This is a genomic window from Amycolatopsis sp. MJM2582 (assembly GCF_000754115.1).
Lineage (GTDB): Bacteria > Actinomycetota > Actinomycetes > Mycobacteriales > Pseudonocardiaceae > Amycolatopsis > Amycolatopsis japonica.
On the sequence record NZ_JPLW01000001.1, the window covers coordinates 1,989,606 to 2,015,218 of the forward strand.

Consider the following 25,613-nt stretch of genomic DNA (forward strand, 5'->3'; position numbering starts at 1 on the left):
ATGGGTGCGTTCCTCGACGGGATCCTCGCCGATTTCGGCGAGCACTGGCCGATCTACGTCTCCATCCCGATCGTCGCCGCGCTGATCGGCTACACCACCAAACTCGTCGCGATCCGGATGATGTTCCAGCCGGTCGAGTTCATCGGGATCAAACCCTTCCTCGGCTGGCAGGGCATCGTGCCCAAACGCGCCGCGCGGATGGCGAGCATCGCCTGCGACACGATGACCGAGCAGCTGATCAAACCGGCGGAGGTCGTCGCCCGGCTCGATCCGCAGAGAATCGCCAAGGAGATCGAAAAACCGCTCCAGGCGGCCGTCGAGGACATCGTGCGCGACGTCGCCGCCCACTACCAGCCGGGGCTGTGGGAATCGCTGCCGGTGGGCATGCAGCGGCTGGTGATCCAGCGCGTCCAGGCCGAGACGCCGCGGATGGTCGCGGCCGTGCTGGAACTCATCAAGTCCGATGTGGACAGTGTGTTCGACCTCAAGGGCATGGTGGTCACCGCACTGGTCAAGGACAAACGGCTGCTGAACCGGATCTTCCAGGAAGCGGGCGACAAGGAGTTCAAGTTCATCGCCCGCTCCGGCATCTTCTTCGGCGGGCTCATCGGCGTCATCCAGATGATCGCGTGGGTGCTGTTCAAGTTCCCGCTGATCATGCCGCTGTTCGGGCTTTTCACCGGCTGGTTCACCGACTGGCTGGCGCTGCGGATGATCTTCTACCCGATCGAGGAACGCCGGTACTTCGGCGTGCGCTGGCAGGGGCTGTTCCTGAAGCGGCGCGGCGAGGTCGCGGAGGCGTACGGCGCGCTGATCGCGAAGGAGATCATCACCCCGCACAACGTGATCGAGGCCGTGCTGCACGGGCCGCTGTCGGATCGGGTGCTCGGGCTCATCCAGCGTCAGCTCGACGAACAGCTTGGCCGCCGCGTCGGCGTCGGGAAACCGCTGGTGGTGTTCGCCGTCGGCAGCAGGCGGTATCAGGACATGAAGCTGAACATCGCCGAGAAGATCATGGACAAGCTGCCGGAGACCATGCGGTACATCGAGGATTACGCGACCGACGCGATGGACATCCGGAACGTGCTGGTGACGAAGATGAAGGAGCTGTCGCCGCGCGAATTCGAAGGATTGCTGCGGCCGGCCTTCCAGCAGGACGAATGGATCCTGATCGCGACCGGCGCCGTCCTGGGCTTCGCCGTCGGTGAGGCCCAAGTCCTCCTGCTGGAGCACTTCGCCGCCTGACCCTTCCCGCATTTCGTCCTCTGAATGCGGTAGTTCGCCCGCGCAAGGACCGCATTCAGAGGACGAAATGCGCGGATGGCTGCCCCATCGGCGGTACACCGGGTCCGCCGTCCGGTCTAGAGTGCCTCCTGCAGCAAAGCCTTGGGGAGGGCGCACATGGCCGACGCGGGGAGCCCGTGGCCGCAGGAGATCCGGCTGGCGATGACCATGGTGGGCGGGGCGAGTCTCGCGGTCTGGATGGGCGGGGTCGCCACCGAGACCTCGCATCTGTTGCAGGCATCGAGAACACCGGAATCGAAGAGCCCGTACCGGGCCCTGCTCGACCTGCTCAACGCCACCGTCTCGCTCGACGTGCTCACCGGCACGAGCGCGGGCGGAATCAACGCGGCGTGCCTCGGGCTGGCCGAGGCGTTCCGGTCGAGCCCGCAGGTGCTGCGCGACACGTGGATCAGCACGGGATCGCTCGACAACCTGATCCGCGATCCCGGCGAGAAGGAACCGCGTTCGCTGCTCGACGGCGACAAGGTGCTGCTCGGGGATCTCAAGGACGCGTTGCACCGGATCACCGACAAGGCGACGGTGAAACCCGACTGTCCCGACATCACCGTGCTGCTCACCGGCACGATGATCGACGGCGAGACGACCCGGTTCGACGACGCGCTCGGAAACCTGGTGCGGGACACCGAACATCGGCTGTTGTTCCGCTTCGACGCTCCTTTGTGGACGGACGACGTGGTCGGGCCGCTCGCCCTCGCGGCACGCTCCACCGCGTCGTTCCCCGGCGCGTTCGAGCTGTCCAGGATGCCGATCGGCGAGAAGACCGGCCCGCTGCATCCGGACATGACGAAGTACACCGACGTCACCCGGTCGCATTGGCTCACCGACGGTGGTGTCCTGCTCAACAAACCGTTGCGGCCGGCGCTGCGGGAGATCTTCGAACGGCAGTCGCATTCGGACGTCCGGCGGCTGCTGCTGTACGTGGTGCCGACGGCCGAACGCGAGGCCGAGCGGGTCGCGGTCGATCCCGAACGCCCGCCGCTGCTGGGCAGCGCGATGAGCAAGGTCGTCGGCACCGTGCTGAGCCAGACGATCAGCGCCGAGCTGGAAGACCTGACCAGGCACAACGACGCCGTCGTCCGCACCAGGGGGACCAGGGTCTCCCTGGCCGCGATGGGGGTGCGCGGCGGCCCGGACACGCTGGTCGACCAGCGGCTGATGAACGACTACCGCGACCGGCGGGTGCAGGAGGACGCCACCGCGCTGGTCCGCGAGGCGACCCGCAGGCTCTCACTGTCCGATGTGGAGGATCAAGGCCGTCAGTGGGCGTCCGGTACGGCGGCGCAGCTGCGCGCGGCCGCGGCGGCCGGATTGCGGGACGGCCTGCCCACCGAACCGCCGAAGGACACCTGCGAGCTCACGGATCTGGTCGCCTTCCGCACCACCGCGCTCGACGATTCCGTCGCCACCGGTCTCCAGCTGGTGAACGCCGGCTTCCGGCTCGATCCGTCGCCGGAGCAGGCGGTGCAGCTCAACCGTTGCCGGGTGCTGCTGCACGAAGCGCGTCACAAGGCCGCGCGCGGGAAACGGCTCGCGGGCTGGGTCACCGAACAGGGCCCGCCGTCGGCCGACGTCACGCTGGCCGCCTGGATCGAAGGCCTCGCCAAGGAATGGGCCAAGCTCGGCCGGTCGGACACGCTGAAGGAGGCGTGGCCGCTCGTCGTCGCCGCGCTCCGGCAGGCGACCCCGATCCTTTTGCCGCTGGCACAGGCGAAACCCGATACCGAAGCCGCCGACGCGGTCAGCACGTTGCTGGCCTGGACGGGGCTCACCTCGGATGACACGAGCGCGGGAGATCCCATCGTCACCTCGCGGCTGGTGCGCCTGCACATCGCGACGCGGGGACTGCTCGCGCAGCCGCCGTCGGTCGACCAGCGGGTCGATCTCGTCCAGGTGAGCGCGGATTCGCGGACGCTGATGGACATGAAGCGCCGCCGATCCTGGGACAAGCTCACCGGGATGCAGGCCGACTACTTCGGCGCGTTCTACAAGGCGTCCTGGCGCGCGAACGACTGGATGTGGGGCCGCGTCGACGGCGCGGGCTGGCTGGTGCAGTGCCTGCTCGACCCGAAACGCCTGCGGCTGCTGCGCGACGTCGTCGGGCGTGAGGCGTTCCGGACCCAGGTACGGGACACCTTCAAGGCGATCGGCTGGCGACAGCCGGGCACGGAAGACGGGCTGTCGCAAGAGGAAGCGGACGCCCTGCGCGCGCAATTGGCCGGGGAACTGGCTTTCCTCGGTCTCGACGGCGAACTCGCCGATGTCGAAGGGGAAGCCGTCCTGCCGATCAGCATGCCGGTGACGGCGATGGTGCTCGCCAGGGTGCGGCAGCTGGAGATCGCGCGCGAGGAACTGCCCTGCGTCGGCCTCCACTGCGGACACGACGCGAAAACGGCCAAGGGCAACGGAAAACCGTCGGAACGATTCAGGCGGCTGATCGAGAACGAGCCGGAAACCGACGAGCAGACCCAGCGCGCGTTCCAGGCGTGCCAGGTCTCCGGCGAACGGTTCGAGCACGAACGCGGGACGATGCTCCTGACGAAGACGTTGGTCAAGGCGGGCGCGGCCGGGCTCAACGCGGCCGCGGGGGCGACGCGGGTGCCGAAATCGGTCCAGCCCGCCGCGACCTTCGCCAAGGCCGCCGGGCGAAGCGCGTGGTGGATCACGCGAGGCGCGGCCACCCTGCCGTCGCCGTGGAACGTGCTCGCCGCGCTGATCACCGTGCTCGCGGGTTTCGTCCTCGGTGGACAGGGCGGCCCGGTCCTGCAGTGGGTCGGCGTGCCGGTCGCCGCGGGCGCCGTCGTGTTCCTGGTGGTCAGCCTGATGACGTTGCGCAAGACGTGGCGGATGGTGCTCACGGTGCTCGGCGTGCTGGTGGTGGCGGCCCTGCTGTTCGCCGCGTTCCTGCCACCGGTGCGCGACCCGCTCTTCGGCTGGCTCGGCGACGTCGTCGCGGGCTGGCGGCGCGGCGAGGCACCGGTGTGGTGGCTGGCCGTCTGCCTGCTGCTCGTCCTGCCCGCCATCTGGACGCCGATCGGTGCGATCGCCGGGCGAAAGCGGCGTCGTGAATAGCGGAATCGGAACCCGAATCGCGTCCTGACCGTGCGACGAAGTGGTAACGGTTGGTATCGTCACGTGCAGTGAGACCGCACCGAAGCGGCCTTACCCACACGTGCTGCGCTTCAAACGTTACAGTTACCTTTGTCACGTGTGTTTCGAGGTTGTTGCAGGTAGCCGCGTTGCCGCTGCCGCGCTGATCTGACCGCGCCCGAATCCTCCGGTACGTTTCTTGGACATGTCCGGAAAGCACTTGATCGAAACTCCGACCAAGGCAGACGGTGCCGCGCTCTGGAGAATCGCCCGCGATTCGAAGAAGCTCGATCTCAACACGCCTTACGCCTATTTGCTGTGGTGCCACGATTTCGCCGACACCTCGGTCGTCGCGAAAGTCGACGGCGTCCCGGTCGGCTTCGTGATCGGATACCGCAAGCAGGACACCGGCTTCGTGTGGCAAGTCGCGGTCGACGCGTCCCAGCGGGGAAAAGGCCTGGCCGGAGCCCTGCTCGACGAGCTGTTCAGCCGTCTGACCGCGCAGGGCGTGCGGTACCTCGAAACCACGATCACGCCGGACAACGAGGCTTCGATCCGGTTGTTCGCCTCGTTCGCCAAGCGGTGGGACACCACCGTGGAACGCCAGGATCTGTTCTCCGCGACGGATTTCCCGGCCGAGGAAGGAACGCATGAGCGGGAGGACCTGTACCGAATCGGTCCGCTCAGCAGTCAATAGAACGTAAATCCGGGGATCTCAGGGAGAAAGAAAACGTGATGAGCATTTTCGAGGAACTCGAATCCGAAGTACGCAGTTACAGCCGTGGCTGGCCCGTGGTGTTCGACCGGGCCCAGGGGAGCTACCTGTACGACGAAGACGGCAAGGCCTATCTCGACTTCTTCGCGGGCGCCGGCGCGCTCAACTACGGGCACAACAACCCGGCGCTGAAGCGGGCACTGATCGACTACATCGCCCGTGACGGCGTGACGCACGCGCTCGACATGTTCACCGTGGCGAAGCGGGACTTCCTCCAGACGCTCCAGGAGAAGATCCTCCGGCCGCGCGATCTCGACTACAAGGTCGTGTTCCCCGGCCCCGGTGGCGCGAACGCCGTCGAGGCCGCGCTGAAGCTCGCCCGCAAGGTGACCGGCAAGGAATCGGTCATCAACTTCACCAACGCCTTCCACGGGATGACGCTGGGCGCCCTCTCGGTGACCGGCAACTCGATGAAGCGCGGCGGCGCGGGTGTCCCGCTGGTGCACGCCACCCCGATGCCGTACGACAACTACTTCGACGGCTCGATCCCGGACTTCCTCTACTTCGAGAAGCTGCTCGAAGACTCCGGCAGCGGCCTGAACGAGCCCGCCGCCGTGATCGTCGAAGGCGTGCAGGGCGAGGGCGGCATCAACGCCGCCCGTATCGAGTGGCTCAAGGCGCTGGACGACCTGTGCAAGAAGCACGGCATCCTGCTGATCCTCGACGACGTCCAGATGGGCTGCGGCCGCACCGGCCCGTTCTTCAGCTTCGAGGACGCGGGTATCAAACCCGACATCGTCTGCCTCTCGAAGTCCATCGGCGGCTACGGCATCCCGATGGCGCTGACGCTGATCCGCCCGGACCTCGACGTCTGGGAGCCGGGTGAGCACAACGGCACCTTCCGCGGCATCAGCCCGGCGTTCGTCACCGCGACCGAGGCGCTGCGCGTCTACTGGAGCGACGACGAGCTGGAGAAGTCGACGAAGGCGAAGGGCGAGCGCATCGCCGCCGCCTTCCAGGGCATCGTGGAGGCGTACCCGGACGCGAACCTGTTCGCGAAGGGCCGCGGCCTGGCCCGCGGCATCGAGTTCGCCAACGGCGACCTCGCGGGCAAGGTCTGCGCCGCCGCGTTCGAGCGCGGGCTGCTGATGGAGACCTCCGGGCCGGACGGAGAGGTCATGAAGGTCCTCCCGCCGCTCACCCTGACGGACGACGAGCTCACGAAGGGCCTCGCGATCATCGACGAGGCCGTCGCCGCCGTCCTCAACTGACCCGAACCGACCGCCCTCAACCAGGAACGAGAAGGAGTTTTCCGTTGCTTGTCAGAACACTCGACGAGGTCACCGACACCGACGCCGACATCAAGACCCCGAACTGGCGCAGCAAGCGCATCGTGCTGGCCAAGGAGGGCGTCGGTTTCTCGGTGCACGAGACCACGTTGTACGCCGGGACGGTCAACGACTTCTGGTACGCCAACCACATCGAAGCGGTGTTCATCACCTCCGGTGAAGGCGAGCTCGAAAACACCGCGACTGGCGAGGTCTTCCAGCTGAAGCCGGGCACGTTGTACCTGCTCAACGACCACGACAAGCACCAGGTCCGGCCCAAGACCGAGATCAAGTGCGTCTGCGTGTTCAACCCGCCCATCACCGGCCGTGAGGTCCACGACGAAAACGGCGTGTACCCGCTCGTCACCGAACCCTAGGAAACGCTCGAGGAGGCGACTGCATTGACGCTGACCGACACCCGAGTCGACGACAGTTACCCGACCCGCATCACGGGTAAGCCCGAACACCTGCCCAGGACGCACCCCACCGTCTGGGGCACCGAGGCCGACGGCCCCTTGGACGCGGCCACGCTCGCCAACCACGAAACGCGTGGTTACACCGTCGTCGACCAGTTGTTGTCGCCTGGCGAAGTCCAGACGTACTGGCAGGAACTCGTCAGGATGTCGTCGGGGGACCACCGCGACGACGAGCGCGTCATCACCGAGGCCAAGACCGGTGAGGTCCGCTCCATCTTCGACGTCCACGAGACCAGCGAGCTGATCGCGGAACTCGTCCGCGACCCGCGCGTGCTCGACCGGGCGCGGCAGATCCTCGGCTCCGAGGTGTACATCCACCAGAGCCGCGTGAACTACATGCCCGGCTTCAAGGGCACCGGGTTCTACTGGCACTCGGACTTCGAGACCTGGCACGCCGAGGACGGCATGCCGGTGCCGCGCGCGGTCAGCTGCTCCATCGCGCTCACCGACAACTACCCGTTCAACGGCGGGTTGATGGTGATGCCGGGCTCGCAGCGGACCTTCGTGCAGTGCGCCGGGGAAACCCCGGAGGACAACTACAAGAGTTCGCTGAAAGAGCAGCGGGTCGGCGTCCCGAGCGAGGAGGACATCACCTCGCTCGCCGCCGAATACGGAATCGACCAGTTCACCGGACAGGCCGGTTCCGCGCTCTGGTTCGATTCGAACGTGATGCACGGTTCCTCGAACAACATCACGCCGTACCCGAGGTCGAACATCTTCGTCGTGTTCAACAGCGTCGAGAACGCGCTGCAGAAGCCGTACGCCGCGATCGAACCGCGCCCGGCCTTCATCGCCGGCCGCGACTCGACCCCGCTGACGCGTTGACCCGTTTGACGAAACCGCAGGTCGCGAAGGCCATGACGGGGCGCTTGTAGCCGTCGGTGTGCGCCCTGTTACGTTGTCGCCACGTGAGCGGGCCAGTGGGCTCGCTCACGTAGGTGTTGTCGACGACCGAACGGGTTCTTCGCTCGGGGTGAGCCCACCCGGACGGACGTGGACGCCGATGTCCGATGTGGGTCGCGCCCCCAGGCGGCCCAAGTCGGACATCCCCCGGCTCCGTGCCATCAGATCGGGACTGATGGCACGGAGCCTTTTTCGTGTCGTTGAGTGGCACGGGTCGGTCCGTGAAGGCCTCCTTGAGGGACTCTGGGTCCCTCAAGGAGGCCTTCACGGACTTGCGGCCCGCCACGCACGCCCCACCGGCACCAGCAGCCACAGCGGCTGCGCGTGAAGGTCCCCTTCCCTCGGCTCAGCCGCGGAAAGGGGGCCTTCACGCGCTTGCCAGGTACATGAAGGTCCCCTTCCTTGCGCCTAGGTACAGGAAGGGGGCCTTCACGTACTTCAGGCGAGCCCCTGGCGCTGATCGCTCATGTCCTGAAGGCCTCCTTTGAGACGTTCAGCGTCCTAAAGGAGGCCTTCAGGACATGAGCGCCGCCTTCCCGGAAGTCCATATTGGACAGAGATCCCCGTGGGGCATTTGTCCGTATCGAGTGGCCGTGAAGGCCTCCTTCCCTACCCTCAAAGTAGGGAAGGAGGCCTTCACGACCAGCCGCGTTCTGGTTGGCGGGCTCTTCGCGCGGTAGGTTGGCTACTCCGGTAAGGGGAGAGATCGGAGGGAGGGGGGCTTGTCATGGCCGAAAGCGGTTCCCCTGCCCGCTTCCAGCTCCTCGGTCCCGTGCGCCTCCTCGACGGCGATCGGCCCGTCCCCGTCGGCGGCCCCGGCGTCCGCGGGCTGCTCGCGCTGCTGGCGCTGAAGGTCAACAAGGTCGTCGCGCTCGACGAGATCATCGACGCGCTCTGGGGCCACGATCCGCCCGCCACCGCCCGCACGATCGTCCACGGCAACGTTTCGCATCTGCGCCGCGTGCTCCGGGGCATCCAGGGCGATCACCCGGACGGTGCCCAGATCCGCACCACGCCGCCCGGCTACCAGCTCACGGTCGAGCCGGACCGGATCGACGTCCACCGCGCCCGGTCCCTGCTGGAGCGGGCTTCGACGGAAGAGCCGGAGAAGGCGTCCGAACTGCTCGCGGAGGCCCTCTCACTCTGGCAGGGGCCCGCGCTGGCAGGCGTGCCGAGTTCGGTTCGCGCCCCCGAGCTGGAGGATCTGCGGCTCGCCGTCCACGGCGCCAGGGTCGACGCGGATCTCGAACTCGGCAGGCACGCGGAACTGATCGTCGAGCTCAGCCCGCTGGTCCGGGCCGCGCCGCTCGCCGAGCGCACCGCCGGCCAGCTGATGCGCGCGCTCTACCACGCCGGACGCCGCGGCGACGCGCTCGAGCTCTACCGCACGGTGTCCCGGGCGACCCTGCGCACCCTCGGTGTCGAACCCGGCGCGGACCTGCGCTGGCTGCACGAACGCGTCCTCAACGACGACCTGCCGGTCAAGGTCGTCGCGGAGCCGAAGCCCGAGGCGGGGCCCGTCCAGCAGTTGCCGCCCGCGGTGCCGAATCTCGCCGGACGCGAGGCGGATCTGGCCTGGCTCGACGAACTCGCCGAGCGGGCCGAAGCGGGCGAGACCGCGGTCGGCGTGGTCACCGGCACCGCCGGGATCGGCAAGAGCAGCCTGGTGGTGTGGTGGGCGCATCGCGCGGCCCGCCGCTTCCCCGACGGGATCCTTTTCGCCGCGCTGCGCGGGTTCGACCCGCATCATCCGCCGTTGGAGCCCGCGGAGCTGCTCACCCAGTTCCTGCTCGGGCTCGGCGTCCCGGCCGAAGGCGTTCCGGAACAGGTCCACGAACGCGTCGCCCTCTACCGGTCGATGATCGCCGGCCGCCGGATGCTGGTCATCCTCGACAATGCCCGCTCAGCCGACCAGGTCCGGCCGTTGCTGCCACCAGGATCGCGGTCGATGACGCTGGTGACCAGCCGCTCCCGCCTCGACGGGCTCGCCGTCTCCAACGCCGCCAAACTGCGGGTGCTCGGTACGCTCGCGCCCGGTGACGCCGTCCGGTTGATCGAGGAGCTCGCCGGGCCCGCCGGCTACGACCTCAACCACGCGCTCGCCCGGCTGTGCGGCTATCTCCCGCTGGCGCTGCGGATCGCGGGAGCCCGGCTCGCCGCCAGCGCGCAGTGGTCCGCGCAGGATCTCGTCGACGAACTCGGCAACGAGCGGACCAGGCTGGCCGCGCTCGACGTCGAAGGTCCGGACGACGGGGTCCGCGCGGCGTTCGACGTCTCGTTCCGCGGTCTGCCCGCCGAGGTCGCGAACACGTTCCTGCGGCTCGGCGTCGTCCAATGCGTTTCGGCCGGTTCGCATCTGACGGCCGCGATCGGCGGGATCACCGTCGCCGAGGCGCGGCGGCATCTGCGGGTGCTCGCCGCGCACAACCTGCTCGCCGAAACCGGCCGCGATTCCTTCGTCCCGCACGATCTCGTCCGGCTGTTCCTGCGCGAACTGGCGGAGAACGAACTCGACGAGGCCGACCGGGAGGACGTCCTGTCGCGGTCGGTGCGGTTCTATCAGGCCGTCGCCGATCGGGCCCGCCGCAAGATGCTGCGGATCGTCGACCCCCTCGATTTCACCGCTGTGCTGACCGACGCGCAGACGCCGCCGATCGGTTCCTTCGACGAGGCGCAGGACTGGTTCACCGCGGAATGGGAGAACCTGCTCGAAGTCCTCGAAGCCGCCCGTGCCGCCGGACGGCACGACGACGTCTGGCGGCTGGCCAGGGTCGCGCACACCTATCGCGCGGTGTACCCGTTGCTGGACGAATGGACGCGGCTGGTCGGGATCGGGCTGGAGGCCGCCGAACGGTCCGGCGACGTCCTCGGCCAGTGCTGGATGCTGATCTCCCGGTGCGCCATCGCGCTCACCTTCGAGCTGCCGCAGGGCTGTCTCGCCGACGCCGAACGCGCGCTGGAACTCGCGAGCGCGATCGGCGACGACCGGCTGATGGTCTCGGCGAACATCCACCTCGGCTCCGCGCTGACGCTGCTCGGACGGTACGACGACGCCATCGGGACGTTGCGGCGGGCGATCGAGGAGACCGAGCGGACCGGCGACCTCGAACTGCGCGGACAGGCGCTCAACAACTGCGCCGAGGCCGAAAAGCGGGCGGGGCGGTTCATCGAGGCGATCGGGCACCAGATCGCCTCGCTGGAGATCGACCGGACCCTCGGCGACGACAGCTACGTCGTCGTCTCGCTGAACAATCTGGCCGAATTGAGCATGCGGATCGGCGAACTCGCCGCGGCCGAACGGTACGTCTGGGAGGCCGTGGACCTGACGATCAGCAGGCGGTTCGTCCTTCAGGAGGGCGTACTGCGGCTGACGTTGGGCCGGGTGCTGCGGGCCGGGTCGGATGTGGACGGTGCCCGCGAACAGTTCGCGCTCGCGCTGAAGATCCTCGCAGACGTCAATCCGAAGCTCGCGGGAATGGTCCGTGCGGAACTCACCGACCTCGGCGAAAGTCCGTGAGTGATCCTTAGCGGATTCTTAGTGGCCTCGCCGCACACGCGCGTAGGGTCCGGTTCAGCGTCGATCGAGCCCTAGGGGAGGGGCATGCGGTAAGGATCGGCGCTCGGGCGGGCCCTTCGCGGGCCCGTCTGAAGAGCCGCCAGGAGCGGCTCGTGGCGGTCCGGCCGGTGGAGGTGGGGGCGATACCGGCCGGCCGCCAGGCGGCACCACCGCGTTTCGTCCTCTGAATGCGGTACTTGCACACGCAAGGACCGCATTCAGAGGACGAAACGTGTGGGGTCAGCGGGTGCCGGCGGTGCACAGGGCGATGGTCTGCCCCTTGTTCTCCGCGACCTTCTGGCCGTTGACCAGGATGGTGCAGGCGATCTGGTTGCTGACCGACGAGTTCCGGGTGTCCGCGGTGACGGTGAGCAGGTAGTCGCCCGAGTTGAAGGACGCCGTGCCGCGCCATTCGTCGGTACTGGCGGGGGTCGTCTCGGTCCGCTGGTCGTTGAGCGAGCCGAACCGGATGGTCGCGCCGCCCGAGGCGCTGACGATGAACTCGACGGTGTTCTTGTCCCCGGCGACGGCCGGGACGTGCAAGCCGGACTCGCCGGTGGCGAAGAAACTGGTGTAGACCAGTAACCCGCCGGCGGCCAGCAGACCCGCGACGGAAAGCGCGAGCCCCGCGATCCCCATTCCCTTCTTGTCCGCTTCGCCCTTCTTGATTTTGGTCAAACCGATCACGGAAAGAATCATTCCGATCACGGCGAGCGGCCAGGCGGCGATCCCGGCGACCGGGACGAAGGCGACCCCGAGCGCTGCCAAGCCGACCAGGAAACCTGCGATGACCAGGCCGTTCTTGGGTTTGCGGTGCCGTGTTCCGTGCGCGGCGAACCCCGGGCCGTAGCGGGTGGCTGGTGGGTGCGGGAGAGGTGGATCGGTCGGCATACGTGCCCTTTCGGAGGCTTCCGTCCGAAGACGTTAACCCATCGTTCGGGGCAATGGCCGAAATTGTTACCTGCCGGAAAAAGTCATCATTCAACGATGATCAAGCGGTCATCGACATTTTCTGACCAGAATTGTGGCATCGCCGAATGTCGGAAACCCGATCACTGATCGAACAGGCTGACTTCCGGGGTGATCTCCAGCAGTTCGTGCACCGGGCGGCCGCGGCGGCCGTCGATGGTCGTGGTGCGCACGACGCGCAACCGCGCGGTCACCGGCCGGTCCAGGTTCTCCTTGATCTCGTCGAGCAGATCCGGCGCCACCGCGCCCTGGATCGTGCCGCCCGATTCGCGTTCGAGATAGAAGATCCGGCGCCGGGTGCGGACCCCGTCGAGCCTGCCGCTGACCGTTTCGTAGCCGACGGCCTCGCGTGACTCGCGCAGGCTCCCGGACAGGATCCTCGCCTGCTCGGTGGTCATGCTGCGGGTCAGTTCGTCGCCGGACGTCGGGGTCAGCGCCATCCCGATCCCGGCGTGTTTGCTGACCGCGTTGACGATGTCGCTGACCGCGTTGCGGACGGTGTCGCGCTGCAGCAGCACCGCGTCCAGCGCGCCGTCGTCGGAGCCGTTGGCCGGCAGGAAGTCGCACAGTTCCTTGACCGCGCGTTCGGACAGCGACTCGATCCCGTCGTGGATCAGCGCGTCGTCGAGCGCCGGTTCGGGGAAGCCGAAGAAGATCGCGTTGCCCGCCTGGCCGCGCTGGATCAGCGGGGCCTTTTCCCGGTCCGCGGGCTGGACGAAGGTCACCTCGCCCGACGGATTGCGGATGATGTGCCCGATCTTCGCCGTCGCGTCCTGCAACGCGCGGCTGATGTCGGAAAAGGTGTACGCGTCCAGATGCGATTCGCCGATCACGGACACGCGGAGCAGCGGCGAGCGCGACGTCCGCTCGAACTTCGCGTACGCGGCCATCGCCGACGCGCGGGCGAGGTCGTCGAGCCAGGTGCCGCCGGGGATCTCGTCGGCGATACGCCGGAATTCGTTCCTCACCAGATCACTTCCGGAATTCCCCTGCCACCCGATGCCCACACTTCTTCCCAGATCTCCTCGTCGCCGGGGCGGCAGAGGAAACCGTCGAGCATGCCGCCGACGGGCTGGACCTGGTCGAGATACATCGCGGGCTGGCCGACGATGACCCCGCGCAAGGTCAGCAGCCCGTACAGCGCCGAGCGGCCCGCGTCGTCGAGCCGTTTGAGCGCGCCCCATTCGTCCGGGATCAGCACCACGTCGAGCCCGAGCGGCGCGTGCGGGGTCCTGGCGGTCAGATCGCCGCCGATCCACGCGCGGCCGGTCGGCATGATCCGCCGGGCGACGCCCAGGTAACTGTTCAGCGCGCTGAACAGGATTTCACGGTCGTTCTGGTGTGGCGCGTCGAAGACCAGCCGCTCGTAGACATCGGCCAGATCGGCGGGATGGCGGCCAGGAGGCAGCAGGTTGTGCGGCGTCCAATAGGGGAGCGCCAATCGGAGCCTCCTTCGTGTGCCGGAGCTCCCGATCGAAGAAACGTACCCGGCGTCCCGCTCACAGTGCGTAGCCGAATTTACCAGGCGAGTGTCAGCCGCCCTGCCCCGGCCGGTGCTCGGGCGCCTGCCTGGCGGGCGGCCAGTCCTCGTCGCTCGGCCAGACCGGTTCGGGTTCGTGCGCGGCCTCGCCGTTGCGGGCGGCCGGTTCCGGCCGCTCCGGGTGGTAGGCCCGCACCGGTTCCGGGATCAGCTGACCCTCGCGGTGGCCTTCCGCCTCCTGGTCGTACGGCTCGTCGTCGTCCTGGATCCGCGCGGGCGGGAGGAACTGCGTCCGTTCGGTGGAAAGCAGTTCGGGCACGGGTTCGGGATCCGGGTCGTGCTCGACCGGGAATCCCCGCGCCGGCTCGTGGGCCACCGGTTCCGTGGCAGGCCGTTCACGTCGTTCGCCGCGCATCAGCAGCCAGGTGACACCGCAGCCGAGGGCGAACGAGATGAGCAGCCAGAGCCAGATCTGCCCGAAGAGCCAGAGCATCAGGCCATCACCTCTGTTCCGCCGTGATGTCGACGCGGCGGCCCTCGCCGCTCGCGCCGTCGGAGTTCTTGCGCTGGGGGGAGTACACCTGGTCGCGTTTGACCCCGTTGCGCTCCAGCAACCGCTCCACCGTGAGCGCCCGGTTCAGCGCGAGCTTCCGGTCCGAACCGGTCGCGACCGATCCGGTGATCCGGAACTTCAGGTCGCGGGGCGCGTCCGTGAGCAGTTTCGCGATCTCCAGCGCGCCGCGTTCGCCGTCCGGGGTGAGGTCGGTGGTGTCCGGTTCGAAGGTGATCGGCGTGGCCGCGAGCAGACGGTCGATCTCGGCCTGGAACCCGGCCTTGTCCGTCGGCTTGGCCGAGGTCGGCGTCGGGCTGGGCGAAGGGCTCGGCGGAGTGCTCGGGGCAGGCGGCTCGCCGCTGGTCGTCACCGGGCCCGCGGGCGGTGCGGTGTCACCGGAGATCTCGACCGTCCGGACCCCATCGATCCGCTGGATGGCGTCGATGGCCTGCGCGGCCTTGTCCGGAGGGAACCCGGAGAGGCTCGCGTCGCGGCCGGAGAAGCTCACTTGCCCGCCGGAGACGCCGACGTCGGAGAGCGCGGCCTTCGCGCGCGCACCCAGCTCGGCCTCGATGTCGTCCGAGGCCGACCAGACGGTGATCGCCGTCAAGGCGAGCGTGACCAGCAGCGCTGTAGGCAGCAAGCGGCTCCAGCGTGTACCGGGCATAAAGGGACTGTAAGCCGCACTCGGCGTAGGTGCATCGGACGAACAGGACATGACCCGTTCGGGTGATGTGAGCCAAAGGGGCCCTTCACCGCTCCATCTGATGCGGTGAAGGGCCCCTTCGAGGCGCCGGAACGCGGTTCAGCTCGCGTGGTGGTGGATCTCCCGCAGATCCTTGGCGGGCAGGGGCACGGTCCCCGACTCGATCTGCTCCAGCGGGAGCAGCGGCGCGAGCTCGGGGCGCTTCGGGGACAGGCCGTCGCCCATGGACTCGCCCTTGAGCTGACGCCGGATCCACGGCAGCAGATGCGCCTTCGTCCATTCGAGATCCGAACGGCGCGACGTGATCCAGGTACTCGGCTGCTCGGACGCCGGCCACGGCTCGCGCCAGTCGTCGGCGACCGGGACGCCGAGGACCTCGGCCGCGCGCAGCGCGATCCGCCGGTGGGCCTCGGGGGTGAAGTGCAGCCGGTCGTCGCTCCAGGCGCGGCGGTCGTGCAGCGGGGCCATCGCCCACATGTCGACCATCTTGGCGCCGTGCCGGTCGGCGATCGCCCACAGATGCGCGTTGTAGATGCCGACCTTCCCCCGCAGGACGTGCATCACGGACAGGTACTTGGTGTCCGGCCCGTTGAAGATGAGCACCGGGATCCCGGCCTCGCGCAGCTTGGCGACCCCCGCCTCCAGCCGCGCGGCGACGGCGTCCACGTCCGCGCCGGGCACGATGATGTCGTTGCCGCCCGCGCACAGGGTGACCAGGTCGGGCTTCACCTCGAGGGCGATGGGCAGCTGCTCTTCGAGGATCTCGTCGAGCATCTTCCCGCGGAGGGCGAGGTTCGCGTACTGGAAGTCGGGCCTGCCTTCGGCGAGGATCTCCGCCAGCCTGTCCGCCCAGCCCCGGAAGGTGCCGTCGGGCAAGTCGTCGTTGAGTCCTTCGGTGAAGCTGTCACCTATCGCCACATAGCTGTCGAATCCGTACACGTTGGGTCCCCTTCCGTCCGTGTGCCCCCGGTTGGTACTTGTACACCACAACTAACAGCTGAGAGCGCCCCTGCAATCCCGCCTGGCCGAAACCCGTGGTTCAGCCCGTTGACACAGTCTCTTATTTTGTCGGACGTCCATGCATCTCCATTACCGGGATGTACACTCCTGGGCTGCGGAGATTCCCCTCAAGTGGGCGTAAACCGGACAGGGTGTGTGGCGAACGTCTCCCCGCCCGGGTGTTCGGGCTCAGAGATCCGGCAGGCTGTAAGGGTGACCTCACGACCCCCGCGCGAGTCGCTCGCCCAGATCCTCGGCGGGCGGCGTGGCGCCATCGACGCGAGCATCCCGCCCGCGGCCTTCGTCCTGGGCTGGCTGATCGCCGGCCAGTCGATCGCCTGGGGCTCCGGCGTGGCCATCGGGGTGGCGGTGCTGCTCGGCGGGTACCGGGTCGCGCGGGGCGACAAGGCCCGCGCGGTCGTGGTGAGCCTCGCCGCGGTGATCGCCGCCGCGCTGATCGCGCTGCACACCGGCCGCGCCGAAGACTTCTTCCTCATCCAACTGCTGTCCAATGTGGCCAGCGCGCTGCTGTGGGCGGCCAGCATCGTGGTCCGGTGGCCGCTGCTCGGCGTCGTGGTCGGGCTCGTCATCGGGCAGAAGACCCGCTGGCGCCGTGATCCCGCGCTGCTGCGCGCGTATTCACGGGCGAGCTGGGTGTGGGTCTTCCTCCAGTACACACTGCGGGTGGCCGTGTACGGCTCGCTGTGGTGGAGCGGGCAGGTGGTCGCGCTCGGCATCGCGCGGACGGTGCTGTCCTGGCCGCTGGTCGCGGTGACGGTCGCCGTCAGCGGCTGGGTGCTGTACCGCGCGCTGCCGCCGGACCATCCCGGTCTGCGGGTGGTGGAGGAGAACGGGGATCCCTCGGATTCCGAGCCCGGTGGGCTGCCCAGGACATAAGGCGGCCCCCGGCGAGGGGGGAGGGTCCGGGGGCCGGGTCCTACGGTACCCGGAGTTCGGCCCCGGAGTCGATGGTTTGGTCTTTTCGGGCTTGTTTCGGGTGTTTTTTCACCGAGGTGCCGGGCGCGGCGCCCCTTCCCCATAGGCGTCGACGGCGGCGAGCCATGCGGCACCGAGTACCCCATCGGTGCTGGTCAGGACTTCGAGACCGGCGAGTTCGGCGCGGACCTTCGCGCCGACCGGGCCCTCCGGCGACAGCACGCCGCCCACCAGGACGATCGGCGTCGTCTCCCCGGGATCCCGCGCGGTCATGACGTTCGTCACCAGCAGGGCGGCCGCGCGGGTGGTGATCTCGTCCGCCGCCGGGTCGCCTTCGCGGTAGGCCTCGCTGACGAACGGGGCGAACCTGGCGAGCCGGATCGGCGCTTCGGCGTTGGCGCTCGTGATGAGCGCGCGCCAGAGCGGGGTCCGGTCGCTCCCCGGGTCCACTGCGGACGGTCCGAGCGCTTCGGTGAGCACGGCGCGCGCGAGCGGACCGGGTTCGCCGCCGCGGCCGAGAACATCCAAAGTGGAACGAACGGCTTCACGGCCGAGCCAGTACGCCGAACCTTCGTCACCGAGCAACCAGCCGTAGCCGCCGACGGTGGATACCATGCGCCTGCCGCGGATCCGGCCGGCGATCGACCCGGTTCCCGCGACGAGGACCGAACCGTCGGGCGAGGAGGTCGCCGACGCGTAGGCGACCTCCGGGTCGGGAACCGTCCGCACCGGACCGATCCCCGCGTCCTTCCAAGCGGCTTCGAAGATCTCCGCGATCGACGGATCGCTCAGTTTGCTGACGCCCGCCATGCCGACGACGCACGCCGCCGTCGCGGCCGGGTCGAGTCCGCCCAGCGCGCCGGTGATCGCGCTCGCGATCCGCGACGCGGCCGTGTGCGGGGGGTGGGAGTTGGGGTTCGCCCCGCCCGCGCGCCCGGTGCCGAGGACGGCGCCGGAGGCGTCGACGACGATCGCTCGCGTCGACGTGCCTCCGGCGTCCACACCTACGACGTGACTCACCGGGTCTTGGTCACCTTGAGCAGACCGCGGGGGCTGTCCGGGTCACCGCCGCGCGCCAGCGAAAGGCCGAGCGCGATCCGCTGGATGGGCAGGATCTCCAGGATCGGGGCGACCTCTTCGGCGGACGGCGCGACGCCGATCCGCAGCGCCGCGGGGACGTCGGCCGAAGCCGAACCGACCGCGAGCACGTCCGCGCCGCGTTTGCCGACGGCCTCGAGGACCTCCTGCATCGCGCCCACACCGTGGCCCTGGCTCGTCACGGCCAGCACGGCGGTCTCGCCGTCGACCGCGGCGACCGGACCGTGCAACAGGTCCGCGCCGCTGTACGCGCGGGCGGCGAGGTAGCTGGTTTCCGCCAGCTTCAAGGAACCTTCCAGCGCCGAGGCGTAGGAGTAGCCGCGGCCGGTGGTGAGCACCCGGTCGACGAAGCGGTAGCGGTCCACCGCGCGCTGCACGCCTTCGACGGAGCCGTCGAGGGTCTGCTGCGCGAGCTCGCCCAGCTTCTCCGCGTCCTCGCCCTTGCCGCCGCGGACCGCGTCGATCAGAAGGTAAAGCGACAGCAAGGTGGCCGAGTAGGTCTTGGTGGCGGCCACGGCCTTTTCCAGCCCCGCGCCGATGTCGACACCGAGTTCGGCGGCGGCGCGCAGCGGCGATTCCGGGGTGTTGGTGACCGAGACGGTCAGCGCTCCCTGGCGACGCGCGGTTTCGGTGACCTCGATGAGATCCGGAGAACCACCGCTTTGGCTTACTGTGATGAAGAGAACGTCCCGCAGATCGGGACGGGCGCCGTACAAAGTCGCGGTGGAGGGCGAAACGAGACCGCAGGGGAGACCGAGGAGTACTTCGATCAGGTACTTCGCATACAGGGCGGCGTGGTCGCTGGAGCCCCGGGCGGCGAGCAGTGCGAACCTGGGCGGGCGCTTGGAGATGGCTTCGGCCACCTCGGCGATTTCGGCCTGTCGCTCCACGATTCCTGCCAGAATGGCGGGTTGCTGGGAGATCTCCGCGGCCATGTGCTCGCCGGGGCGCTGTTCGGTCATCTCGTTCCCTTCCACCGGGACGTACTTCGTCCCCCGAGTAGGTCTAGACCAATGCTAGCCCGAATGGACGTTTGTGGAGAAGGGTACGTTTCCTAGCGGGGACGGTGCGCGTTCGAGTGGGAAGGCTTAGGGAGTCGGTCATGTTGGAGACAACCACCGCGAGTGAGGCGGGCGCTACGGCAGGGATGCGCGGACAGCGCGAACCCAAGTACTGGGCGCTGAAACAGCATCTGCTCGATCTTCTCGACGCGTTGCCCCCGGGCTCGCCGATTCCGACGGAACGGGCACTGGCGGGGGAATTCACCGTTTCGCGCACCACGGTCCGGCAGGCGCTCGCCGACCTCACCGCCGAGGGCAGGCTCCACCGCGTGCAGGGCAAGGGCACCTTCGCCGCCGAACCGAAACTCGCGCAGCGCCTGCAGTTGTCGTCCTACACCGAGGACATGCGCAAGCAAGGCCTCAAGCCTTCCTCCAAGCTCCTGGAGATCGACGAACTGCCCGTCGAAGCCGATCTGGCGAAACTGCTCGGAATCCGGGTCGGCGCGAAGATCCTTCGCCTTCGCCGTCTCCGGCTCGCCGATTCGCAGCCGATGGCGCTGGAGACCACGCATCTCCCACTCGGCCGGTTCCGCGGTTTGCGCAAACACGTTTCCGCAGGTGGCTCCCTGTACGCCGTGTTGAGGGAGCACTACGGCGTCGAGCTCGAAAGGGCCGAGGAAACGATCGAGACCGCCCTCGCCGGACCGCACGAGGCGGAGATGCTCGGCGCCGACGTCGGAATGCCGATGTTGCTCCTTTCGAGGCATTCCTTCGCCACCGACGGAAAACCGGTCGAGTTCGCCAGGGCGATCTACCGGGGTGACCGTTACAAGTTCGTCACGACGCTACTTCCCTGACGAGTCAGGTAATTCCGGGAAGGATCGCTTTCCCGGAATTCACGCCGATTTCCCGGTGGCCGGGTTACCGATCGTCGTGATTCAGTCATCCCATGACTGACACGGCGGCGGGAATCCGATGGGGGACGCCGGTGGCGCGCGGCGTACTCGCCACGACCATCGTCGGCTCGGGTATGGCGATGCTCGACGGGACGATCATCAACGTCGCGCTCCCGAGGATCGGTGAAGAACTCGAAGCGTCCGTCGCGGGCCTGCAATGGATCCTCGACGGCTATCTGCTCGCGCTCGCCGCGCTGATCCTCGTCGCCGGATCACTCGGCGACCGCTACGGCCGCCGTCGCATGTTCCTCGTCGGCGTCGTCTGGTTCGGTGTCGCCTCCGGGCTGTGCGCCGCCGCGACGACCACCGAGATGCTCGTCGCGACCCGGATCCTCCAAGGGATCGGGGGAGCTTTGCTCACGCCCGGCTCCCTCGCGATCCTCCAAGCGTCCTTCGCCCATGACGACCGGGCCCGCGCGATCGGCGCCTGGTCCGGGCTCGGCGGTATCGCGGCGGCGATCGGGCCGCTGCTCGGCGGCGTCCTCGTGCAGGTGTGGTCGTGGCGGCTGGCGTTCCTGATCAACCTGCCGCTGGCCGCCGTCTGCGTCCTGCTCGCCCGGCGCTACGTGCCCGAGTCCCGCGACGAGGAGGCGACCGGGCATCCCGACTTCCTGGCCGCCGCCGTCGGCGCGATCGGTCTCGCCGGTCTCACCGGTGCGCTCGTGGAGGCGCCCGGGCGCGGTATCGGCGACGTCGTCGTCCTGGTGGCGATCGTGCTCGGCGTCGCCGGGCTGGCGGCGTTCCTGGTGATCCAGCACCGCTCCGCCGATCCGCTGGTGCCGCCGAAACTGTTCCGCGAGCGGACGTTCAGCCTCGCCAACGCGCTGACCTTCGTCGTCTACGCGGCGCTCGGCGGCGTGATGATGCTGATGGTCATGCAGCTCCAGGTGTCGCTGGGCTATTCGCCGACCGCGGCCGGGCTCGCCGGGCTGCCGATCACCGTCATCATGCTGCTGTTTTCCGGACGATCGGGCGCGCTCGCGCAGAAGATCGGGCCGCGGACGCAACTGGTCGTCGGCCCGATCCTGGTCGGCGTGGGCATGCTCCTGCTGATGCGGGTCGGGCCGGGATCTTCGTACCTGGGATCGGTGCTGCCCGCCGTCGTCGTGTTCGGCGCCGGGCTGGCGACGGTCGTCGCGCCGGTGACCGCGACGGTGCTCGCCGCCGCGCCGGACCGGTACGCCGGCGTCGCCTCCGGGGTCAACAACGCCATCGCCCGGTCCGGTGGTCTGCTCGCGATCGCCGTCCTGCCCGCCGTCGCCGGGCTTTCCGGCGCCGCGTACACCGATCCGGTCGCGCTGACCGCGGGCTGGCGGACGGCGTTGCTGGTGTGCGCGGCGCTGGCGATCGGCGGCGGGCTGATCGCGCTCGGCATCCACAACGGTGTCCTCGACACCCCTTCGGGCGAGGACGCCGACGAGTCACCGCATCCGGGCGAATGTCTCCATTGCGGGGTCGACTCGCCCCCGACGCACGTCCGCCCCGCGCATCACGCGTGATCGAAGGCGTAACTCACGTGATTGAAGCCGTAACTCATGAGTTACGCCCCCAATCACGCGAGATACGGCGCCAGTCACGCGAGTTACGCCAATAGCTCGGCGAGGGTGGCCGGGTCCAGGTTGCCGCCCGAAACGACCGAAACGACCTTGCCCGGCGGCAGCGCTTCGCGGTGGGAGAGGAACGCGGCGGTCGCGGTGGCCCCGCTCGGCTCGGCGACCAGCCGGGCGCGGTGCGCCAGTGTCCGGACGGCGTCCCGGATCTCCTCCTCCGAAACGGTGATGACGTCGTCGAGCACCGACTGGAGGTGCGCGAAGGTCAGGTCCGACGGCTGGGCGCGCAGGCCGTCGGCGCTGGTCCGTGCCCGCAGGTCCATCGGCCACTCGATGCGCCTGCCCGCGCGCAGGCCCTCGGCGGTGTCGGCGGCCAGCTCCGGCTCGACGCCGATGACCTTCGCGTCCGGCAGCAGCGCCTTGATCGCCGTGCCGACGCCCGAGGCCAGCCCGCCGCCGCTCAGCGGGACGAGGACGACGCCGGCGTCCGGCAGGTCTTCGGCGATCTCCAGGCCGACGGTGCCCTGCCCGGCGATGACGTCACGGTGGTCGAACGGCGGGATCATGGTGAGCCCCCGTTCCCCGGCGACGGCGAGCGCGGAGGACTCCTGGGCGTCGATCGGGACCTCGATGACTTCGGCGCCGAGCGCCTTGGTGGCCTCGACCTTGGCGCGAGGGGCGACGTCCGGAATGAGGATCACCGCGGGAATCCCGAATCGCTTCGCCGAGTAGGCGACCGCTTGCGCGTGGTTGCCACTGGAAAACGCCACGACGCCTCGGGAGCGCTGATCTTCGGTCAGCGCGGCGATCGCGTTGTAGGCGCCGCGCACCTTGAAAGCGCCGATCGGCTGAAGGCTTTCCGGTTTGAGCCACAACGGCGCCCACCCTTGGGCCAGCAGGGGTGTGCGCACCGCGACGCCTTTGACACGGCTCGCCGCGTCGCGGATTTCCTCGATCGATACCAGATCCATACGTCCGATTATGTCAAGGAGTTGTGAACCGTGGACAGTCCTTTTTGGACAGACAGCGTGGCGCTCCTCACGTGCGGACAACGAAGGGAGCATCCCACGCGCCTTATTCGTTAGGACGGGTGAGGACCGACTAGCAGCAGAACGGGATCATGACCAAGGAGAGCACGGAGAAGACCGAAAAGACGGAAAAGCAGGGCCGGATCATCCAGGTGACGGCGGCGGCGATGGCCGCGATCACCGCGGCACTGCTGGGTTCCACGCTCGGCGTGGCCGGAACGGTCGCGGGCGCCGGCCTGGCGAGTGTGATCACGACGCTCGGCGGCGAGCTGTACCTGCGTTCGCTTCAGCGGACGAAGGACGCGGCGCTGAAGGCGCGAGTGGTGCTGACCGTGCCGGGGCGGCGCCGGGTGCTCGACCCGGGCGAAGAAGAGACCGTCCGGTTGAAACCGTCCGAGGACGAAGAGGAACCCACGGGCCGGAAGTTCAAACCACGCTGGGCGGTGATCGCCGGGGTCAGCGTGGTGGCGTTCGCGGTGGCGCTCGTCGCGATCACCGGCTTCGAGGGCGCGACCGGGAAGACCTTCGGCGGCGGCACCGGGACGACCATAGGGAAGATCATCGGCGGCGGGCAGGCCAAGGAGCCGCAGGACAAGCACGACACCCCGCCCGCGACGTCCCCTTCGGAGACGAAGGACGACCGGCCCGAGACGACGCCGACGAACACTCCGCCGCCTTCGACGGCACCCACCACTACGCAGGCGCCCCCGACGACGCCGACAGCGCCGTCCACCACGCCTTCGACCTCCCAGGCACCGTCGACGACGCCGTCGGCCCCGCCCGCCTCGAACACCCCCGTGCCCTGACCCCTCCTCCGCCCCGCGTTTAGTCCTCTGAATGCGGTAGTTCGTATCGCCGACTACCGCATCCAGAGGACTAAATGCATGGGAGGGGGTCAGGGGAGGGCGGAGCGAAGCGTGCGAGCGGCCGCTTCGGGGTCTTCGGCCTCGGTGATCGCCCGGACGACGACGATCCGCGACGCGCCCGCGGCCAGCACCTCGGGCAGGCGGTCGGTGTCGATCCCGCCGATCGCGAACCACGGCCGCGTCGTCCCGGACGCGGCCGTCGAGCGCACCAGGTCGAGTCCGGGCGCGGACCGGCCCGGCTTCGTCGGCGTCGGCCAGCACGGGCCGGTGCAGAAGTAGTCGACGCCGGGCTCCCCGGCGGCAGCCGCGGCCTGTTCGGCCGAATGGGTGGACCGGCCGATCACCACGTCGTCCCCCAGCACGCGGCGCGCCAGCGACACCGGGATGTCGTCCTGACCCAGGTGCAGCACATGCGCGCCGACGGCGAGCGCGACGTCCGCGCGATCGTTCACCGCGAGCAGCTTGTCGTGCTTTTCGCACGCCTCGGCCAGCACTTCGAGGGCGGCGATCTCGTGTTTCGCCTCGATCGGGGCGCCGCCGGTCTTGTCCCGCAGCTGGATGATGTCGACCCCGCCGGCCAGCGCCGCGTCGGCGAATTCGGCGAGATCGCCGCGGTCGCGGCGGGCGTCGGTGCAGAGGTACAGGCGGGCGTCCGCGAGCCGGGCGCGGATCGGCGAACCAGACAGGGTGGGCATGGCGGCGACGGTACTCGCGCGCTACGGTGTGGTGGTCCGCACGGGAGCCCGAGGACGGGCTGAGAGGGAGCCGGGACCGCTCCGACCGTGGAACCTGATCCGGGTCATGCCGGCGCAGGGAGCGTGATTCCATGAAGGAACTTTCGGTTGTCGGCGGCGGGGTCATCGGCCTCGCGATCGCTTGGCGTGCGTCCGCGCGCGGTCGTCGCGTCACCCTGTACGACCCGGATCCGGGACGCGGCGCCTCGTGGCTCGCGGGCGGCATGCTCGCCCCGGTCACCGAGGCCTGGCCCGGCGAGGAGGACGTGCTCACCCTCGGTGAGGCGTCGCTGCGGCGCTGGCCGGATTTCGCCCGTGACCTGGCGGAAGAGGGCGTCGATCCGGGCCTTTCCCCGCACGGCACACTCGTCGTCGCGCTGGACAGCGCCGACGCGGGCAACCTCGAAATGCTCGCCGCGTACCTCACCGAACTCGGCCGCGAGGTGGAGCAGCTGACCGGGCGCGAAGCCCGCCGCGCCGAGCCCGGTCTCGCCGGAACGGTCCGAAGTGGACTCCTGGTACCCGGGGATCTGGCCGTGGACAACAGAAAGCTGCTGCACGCGCTCAAACACGCGTGCGACGCGCACGGTGTGGAGTTCCGCCACGAGACGGTCACCGGGCTCGAAGACCTCGACGGCGACGTCGTCCTCGCCGCGGGCGCCTGGACCGGACGCCTACACCCCGCGCTCGACGGCGCCGTCCGCCCGCTGAAGGGCGAGATACTCCGCCTGCGGCCGCGACGGGGCTGCCTGCCGCCGCCGAAGCGGACCGTCCGCGCGATGGTCGAGGGCCGCCCGATCTACCTCGTCCCGCGCGACGACGGGCAGCTCGTACTCGGCGCGACCCAGTACGAGGCCGGTTTCGACGAGACCGTCACCGTCCGAGGCGTGCGTGAGCTGCTCGAAGGCGCGGAGCGCGTCTTTCCGGGCCTGACCGAATACGAACTCGTCGAGACGGCTGCCGGGCTTCGCGCGGCGAGCGTCGACACGATGCCTTTCATCGGTGAGCTGGGCGAAGGCGTCTTCGCCGCGACAGGTCACCATCGCAACGGTCTCCTGATGGCCCCGGTCACCGCGGACGCCGCGGTCGCCTGGCTGGACGGACGGCCGTTGCCGGACGAGGTCGCGGCGGCCACGCCGTCGCGGCGAAGCGAGGAGCGGGTGTGATGGAGATCCAGGTCAACGGCCAGTGGCGCGAGTTTCCCGACGGGACCACCGTCGAGGGGGTGCTGGAGGCGCTGGGCACGGCGACGCGGGGGGTCGCGGTCGCGGTGGACGGCGTGGTCGTCCGGCGCGGCGACTGGCCGGAATCGGTGGTGCGCAAGGGCGCCAGCGTCGACATCCTCACCGCTGTGCAAGGAGGCTGAC

Annotated in this window: 23 protein-coding genes and 1 riboswitch; of the genes, 13 read left to right on the forward strand and 10 right to left on the reverse strand. The window is 68.9% G+C overall.

The features are described from left to right. The 7 genes from ED92_RS09810 to ED92_RS09840 all read left to right on the forward strand — a co-directional run bounded on the left by ED92_RS09810 (position 1) and on the right by ED92_RS09840 (position 11,331). On the forward strand, positions 1-1,245 hold the full coding sequence (locus ED92_RS09810; protein ID WP_037335480.1) for a DUF445 domain-containing protein: 1,245 nt from the start codon (positions 1-3) through the stop codon (positions 1,243-1,245). A 156-nt stretch (positions 1,246-1,401) separates the two neighbouring features. Continuing rightward, positions 1,402-4,374: a patatin-like protein gene (locus ED92_RS09815; protein ID WP_037335482.1), complete on the forward strand. Its 2,973-nt coding sequence runs from the start codon at positions 1,402-1,404 to the stop codon at positions 4,372-4,374. A 223-nt stretch (positions 4,375-4,597) separates the two neighbouring features. After that, entirely contained in the window at positions 4,598-5,089 is a 492-nt protein-coding gene (ectA, locus tag ED92_RS09820; RefSeq protein ID WP_037335484.1) for a diaminobutyrate acetyltransferase, read from the forward strand. 38 nt (positions 5,090-5,127) lie between these two features. Beyond that, positions 5,128-6,378: a diaminobutyrate--2-oxoglutarate transaminase gene (gene ectB / locus ED92_RS09825; RefSeq protein ID WP_037335486.1), complete on the forward strand. Its 1,251-nt coding sequence runs from the start codon at positions 5,128-5,130 to the stop codon at positions 6,376-6,378. 44 nt (positions 6,379-6,422) lie between these two features. Continuing rightward, on the forward strand, positions 6,423-6,812 hold the full coding sequence (locus tag ED92_RS09830; RefSeq protein ID WP_007033454.1) for an ectoine synthase: 390 nt from the start codon (positions 6,423-6,425) through the stop codon (positions 6,810-6,812). A 24-nt stretch (positions 6,813-6,836) separates the two neighbouring features. Further along, positions 6,837-7,736 (forward strand): ectoine hydroxylase, encoded by a 900-nt coding sequence (gene thpD, locus ED92_RS09835; RefSeq protein WP_037335490.1) that lies wholly within the window; start codon positions 6,837-6,839, stop codon positions 7,734-7,736. An 805-nt stretch (positions 7,737-8,541) separates the two neighbouring features. Beyond that, a complete protein-coding gene (locus ED92_RS09840; protein ID WP_037335492.1) occupies positions 8,542-11,331 on the forward strand; it encodes a BTAD domain-containing putative transcriptional regulator in 2,790 nt (929 codons plus the stop codon). A gap of 279 nt (positions 11,332-11,610) precedes the next feature. Here ED92_RS09840 and ED92_RS09845 read toward each other — a convergent pair whose 3' ends face one another. From ED92_RS09845 to ED92_RS09870, 6 genes are all read right to left on the reverse strand, one after another. Then, positions 11,611-12,261, reverse strand: coding sequence for a hypothetical protein (locus tag ED92_RS09845; RefSeq protein ID WP_037335494.1), 651 nt, complete (start codon positions 12,259-12,261; stop codon positions 11,611-11,613). A 161-nt stretch (positions 12,262-12,422) separates the two neighbouring features. Continuing rightward, positions 12,423-13,307 carry a hypothetical protein gene (locus tag ED92_RS09850; RefSeq protein WP_037335497.1) on the reverse strand — a complete coding sequence of 295 codons (885 nt, stop codon included), beginning with the start codon at positions 13,305-13,307 and terminating at the stop codon, positions 12,423-12,425. Next, positions 13,304-13,780, reverse strand: coding sequence for a hypothetical protein (locus ED92_RS09855; protein WP_037335500.1), 477 nt, complete (start codon positions 13,778-13,780; stop codon positions 13,304-13,306). The genes ED92_RS09850 and ED92_RS09855 overlap by 4 nt, the downstream gene beginning before the upstream one ends. Positions 13,781-13,871: 91 nt before the next feature. Next, positions 13,872-14,312, reverse strand: coding sequence for a hypothetical protein (locus ED92_RS09860; RefSeq protein WP_037335502.1), 441 nt, complete (start codon positions 14,310-14,312; stop codon positions 13,872-13,874). A gap of 7 nt (positions 14,313-14,319) precedes the next feature. After that, entirely contained in the window at positions 14,320-15,039 is a 720-nt protein-coding gene (locus ED92_RS09865) for an OmpA family protein (RefSeq protein WP_235213226.1), read from the reverse strand. A gap of 138 nt (positions 15,040-15,177) precedes the next feature. After that, positions 15,178-16,017, reverse strand: coding sequence for an SGNH/GDSL hydrolase family protein (locus ED92_RS09870; RefSeq protein WP_037335508.1), 840 nt, complete (start codon positions 16,015-16,017; stop codon positions 15,178-15,180). Positions 16,018-16,290: 273 nt separating this feature from the next. Here ED92_RS09870 and ED92_RS09875 point away from each other — a divergent pair, with 273 nt between their 5' ends. Next, entirely contained in the window at positions 16,291-16,974 is a 684-nt protein-coding gene (locus ED92_RS09875; RefSeq protein ID WP_037335511.1) for a DUF3159 domain-containing protein, read from the forward strand. Between the two features lie 108 nt (positions 16,975-17,082). On the opposite strand, the gene ED92_RS09880 is transcribed toward ED92_RS09875, so the two are convergent. Both ED92_RS09880 and ED92_RS09885 read right to left on the reverse strand, forming a co-directional pair. Then, the gene (locus ED92_RS09880) at positions 17,083-18,033 is read right to left on the reverse strand and encodes an N-acetylglucosamine kinase (protein WP_037335514.1); all 951 of its coding nucleotides are present in this window, start codon (positions 18,031-18,033) and stop codon (positions 17,083-17,085) included. After that, positions 18,030-19,073 carry an SIS domain-containing protein gene (locus ED92_RS09885; protein ID WP_037336305.1) on the reverse strand — a complete coding sequence of 348 codons (1,044 nt, stop codon included), beginning with the start codon at positions 19,071-19,073 and terminating at the stop codon, positions 18,030-18,032. The genes ED92_RS09880 and ED92_RS09885 overlap by 4 nt, the downstream gene beginning before the upstream one ends. Positions 19,074-19,213: 140 nt before the next feature. Here ED92_RS09885 and ED92_RS09890 point away from each other — a divergent pair, with 140 nt between their 5' ends. Then, positions 19,214-19,969: a GntR family transcriptional regulator gene (locus ED92_RS09890; protein ID WP_005160527.1), complete on the forward strand. Its 756-nt coding sequence runs from the start codon at positions 19,214-19,216 to the stop codon at positions 19,967-19,969. 92 nt (positions 19,970-20,061) lie between these two features. Then, positions 20,062-21,567 carry an MFS transporter gene (locus ED92_RS09895; protein ID WP_037335520.1) on the forward strand — a complete coding sequence of 502 codons (1,506 nt, stop codon included), beginning with the start codon at positions 20,062-20,064 and terminating at the stop codon, positions 21,565-21,567. Between the two features lie 83 nt (positions 21,568-21,650). Here the strand turns inward: ED92_RS09895 and ED92_RS09900 are convergent, their stop codons facing one another. Next, entirely contained in the window at positions 21,651-22,589 is a 939-nt protein-coding gene (locus ED92_RS09900) for a threonine/serine dehydratase (protein ID WP_037335521.1), read from the reverse strand. 149 nt (positions 22,590-22,738) lie between these two features. Between ED92_RS09900 and ED92_RS09905 the strand changes: the two genes are divergently transcribed. Beyond that, entirely contained in the window at positions 22,739-23,452 is a 714-nt protein-coding gene (locus ED92_RS09905) for a hypothetical protein (protein WP_037335523.1), read from the forward strand. Positions 23,453-23,541: 89 nt separating this feature from the next. Here the strand turns inward: ED92_RS09905 and thiE are convergent, their stop codons facing one another. Continuing rightward, positions 23,542-24,207: a thiamine phosphate synthase gene (gene thiE / locus ED92_RS09910; RefSeq protein WP_037335524.1), complete on the reverse strand. Its 666-nt coding sequence runs from the start codon at positions 24,205-24,207 to the stop codon at positions 23,542-23,544. Between the two features lie 30 nt (positions 24,208-24,237). Further along, positions 24,238-24,345, forward strand: a riboswitch (TPP riboswitch). Between thiE and thiO the strand changes: the two genes are divergently transcribed. Both thiO and thiS read left to right on the forward strand, forming a co-directional pair. Further along, complete coding sequence (thiO, locus tag ED92_RS09915; RefSeq protein ID WP_037335526.1) at positions 24,339-25,412, forward strand: glycine oxidase ThiO; 1,074 nt, start codon at positions 24,339-24,341, stop codon at positions 25,410-25,412. (Overlaps the previous riboswitch by 7 nt.) Beyond that, on the forward strand, positions 25,412-25,612 hold the full coding sequence (gene thiS / locus ED92_RS09920; RefSeq protein WP_016337629.1) for a sulfur carrier protein ThiS: 201 nt from the start codon (positions 25,412-25,414) through the stop codon (positions 25,610-25,612). Before thiO ends, thiS begins: the two co-directional genes overlap by 1 nt. Position 25,613 lies beyond the last annotated feature (1 nt).

Bases quoted from the DNA above. Each gene is read 5' to 3' on its own strand.
- ED92_RS09895 (WP_037335520.1), top strand. From the start codon at position 20,062: ATGACTGACACGGCGGCGGGAATCCGATGGGGGACGCCGGTGGCGCGC.
- ED92_RS09815 (WP_037335482.1), top strand. From the start codon at position 1,402: ATGGCCGACGCGGGGAGCCCGTGGCCGCAGGAGATCCGGCTGGCGATG.
- ED92_RS09810 (WP_037335480.1), top strand. From the start codon at position 1: ATGGGTGCGTTCCTCGACGGGATCCTCGCCGATTTCGGCGAGCACTGG.
- ED92_RS09900 (WP_037335521.1), bottom strand. From the start codon at position 22,589: ATGGATCTGGTATCGATCGAGGAAATCCGCGACGCGGCGAGCCGTGTC.
- ED92_RS09865 (WP_235213226.1), bottom strand. From the start codon at position 15,039: ATGCCCGGTACACGCTGGAGCCGCTTGCTGCCTACAGCGCTGCTGGTC.
- ED92_RS09860 (WP_037335502.1), bottom strand. From the start codon at position 14,312: ATGCTCTGGCTCTTCGGGCAGATCTGGCTCTGGCTGCTCATCTCGTTC.
- thiO (WP_037335526.1), top strand. From the start codon at position 24,339: ATGAAGGAACTTTCGGTTGTCGGCGGCGGGGTCATCGGCCTCGCGATC.
- ED92_RS09845 (WP_037335494.1), bottom strand. From the start codon at position 12,261: ATGCCGACCGATCCACCTCTCCCGCACCCACCAGCCACCCGCTACGGC.
- ED92_RS09905 (WP_037335523.1), top strand. From the start codon at position 22,739: ATGACCAAGGAGAGCACGGAGAAGACCGAAAAGACGGAAAAGCAGGGC.
- ED92_RS09840 (WP_037335492.1), top strand. From the start codon at position 8,542: ATGGCCGAAAGCGGTTCCCCTGCCCGCTTCCAGCTCCTCGGTCCCGTG.
- ectA (WP_037335484.1), top strand. From the start codon at position 4,598: ATGTCCGGAAAGCACTTGATCGAAACTCCGACCAAGGCAGACGGTGCC.
- ED92_RS09890 (WP_005160527.1), top strand. From the start codon at position 19,214: ATGTTGGAGACAACCACCGCGAGTGAGGCGGGCGCTACGGCAGGGATG.
- ectB (WP_037335486.1), top strand. From the start codon at position 5,128: ATGAGCATTTTCGAGGAACTCGAATCCGAAGTACGCAGTTACAGCCGT.
- thiS (WP_016337629.1), top strand. From the start codon at position 25,412: ATGGAGATCCAGGTCAACGGCCAGTGGCGCGAGTTTCCCGACGGGACC.
- thiE (WP_037335524.1), bottom strand. From the start codon at position 24,207: ATGCCCACCCTGTCTGGTTCGCCGATCCGCGCCCGGCTCGCGGACGCC.
- ED92_RS09885 (WP_037336305.1), bottom strand. From the start codon at position 19,073: ATGACCGAACAGCGCCCCGGCGAGCACATGGCCGCGGAGATCTCCCAG.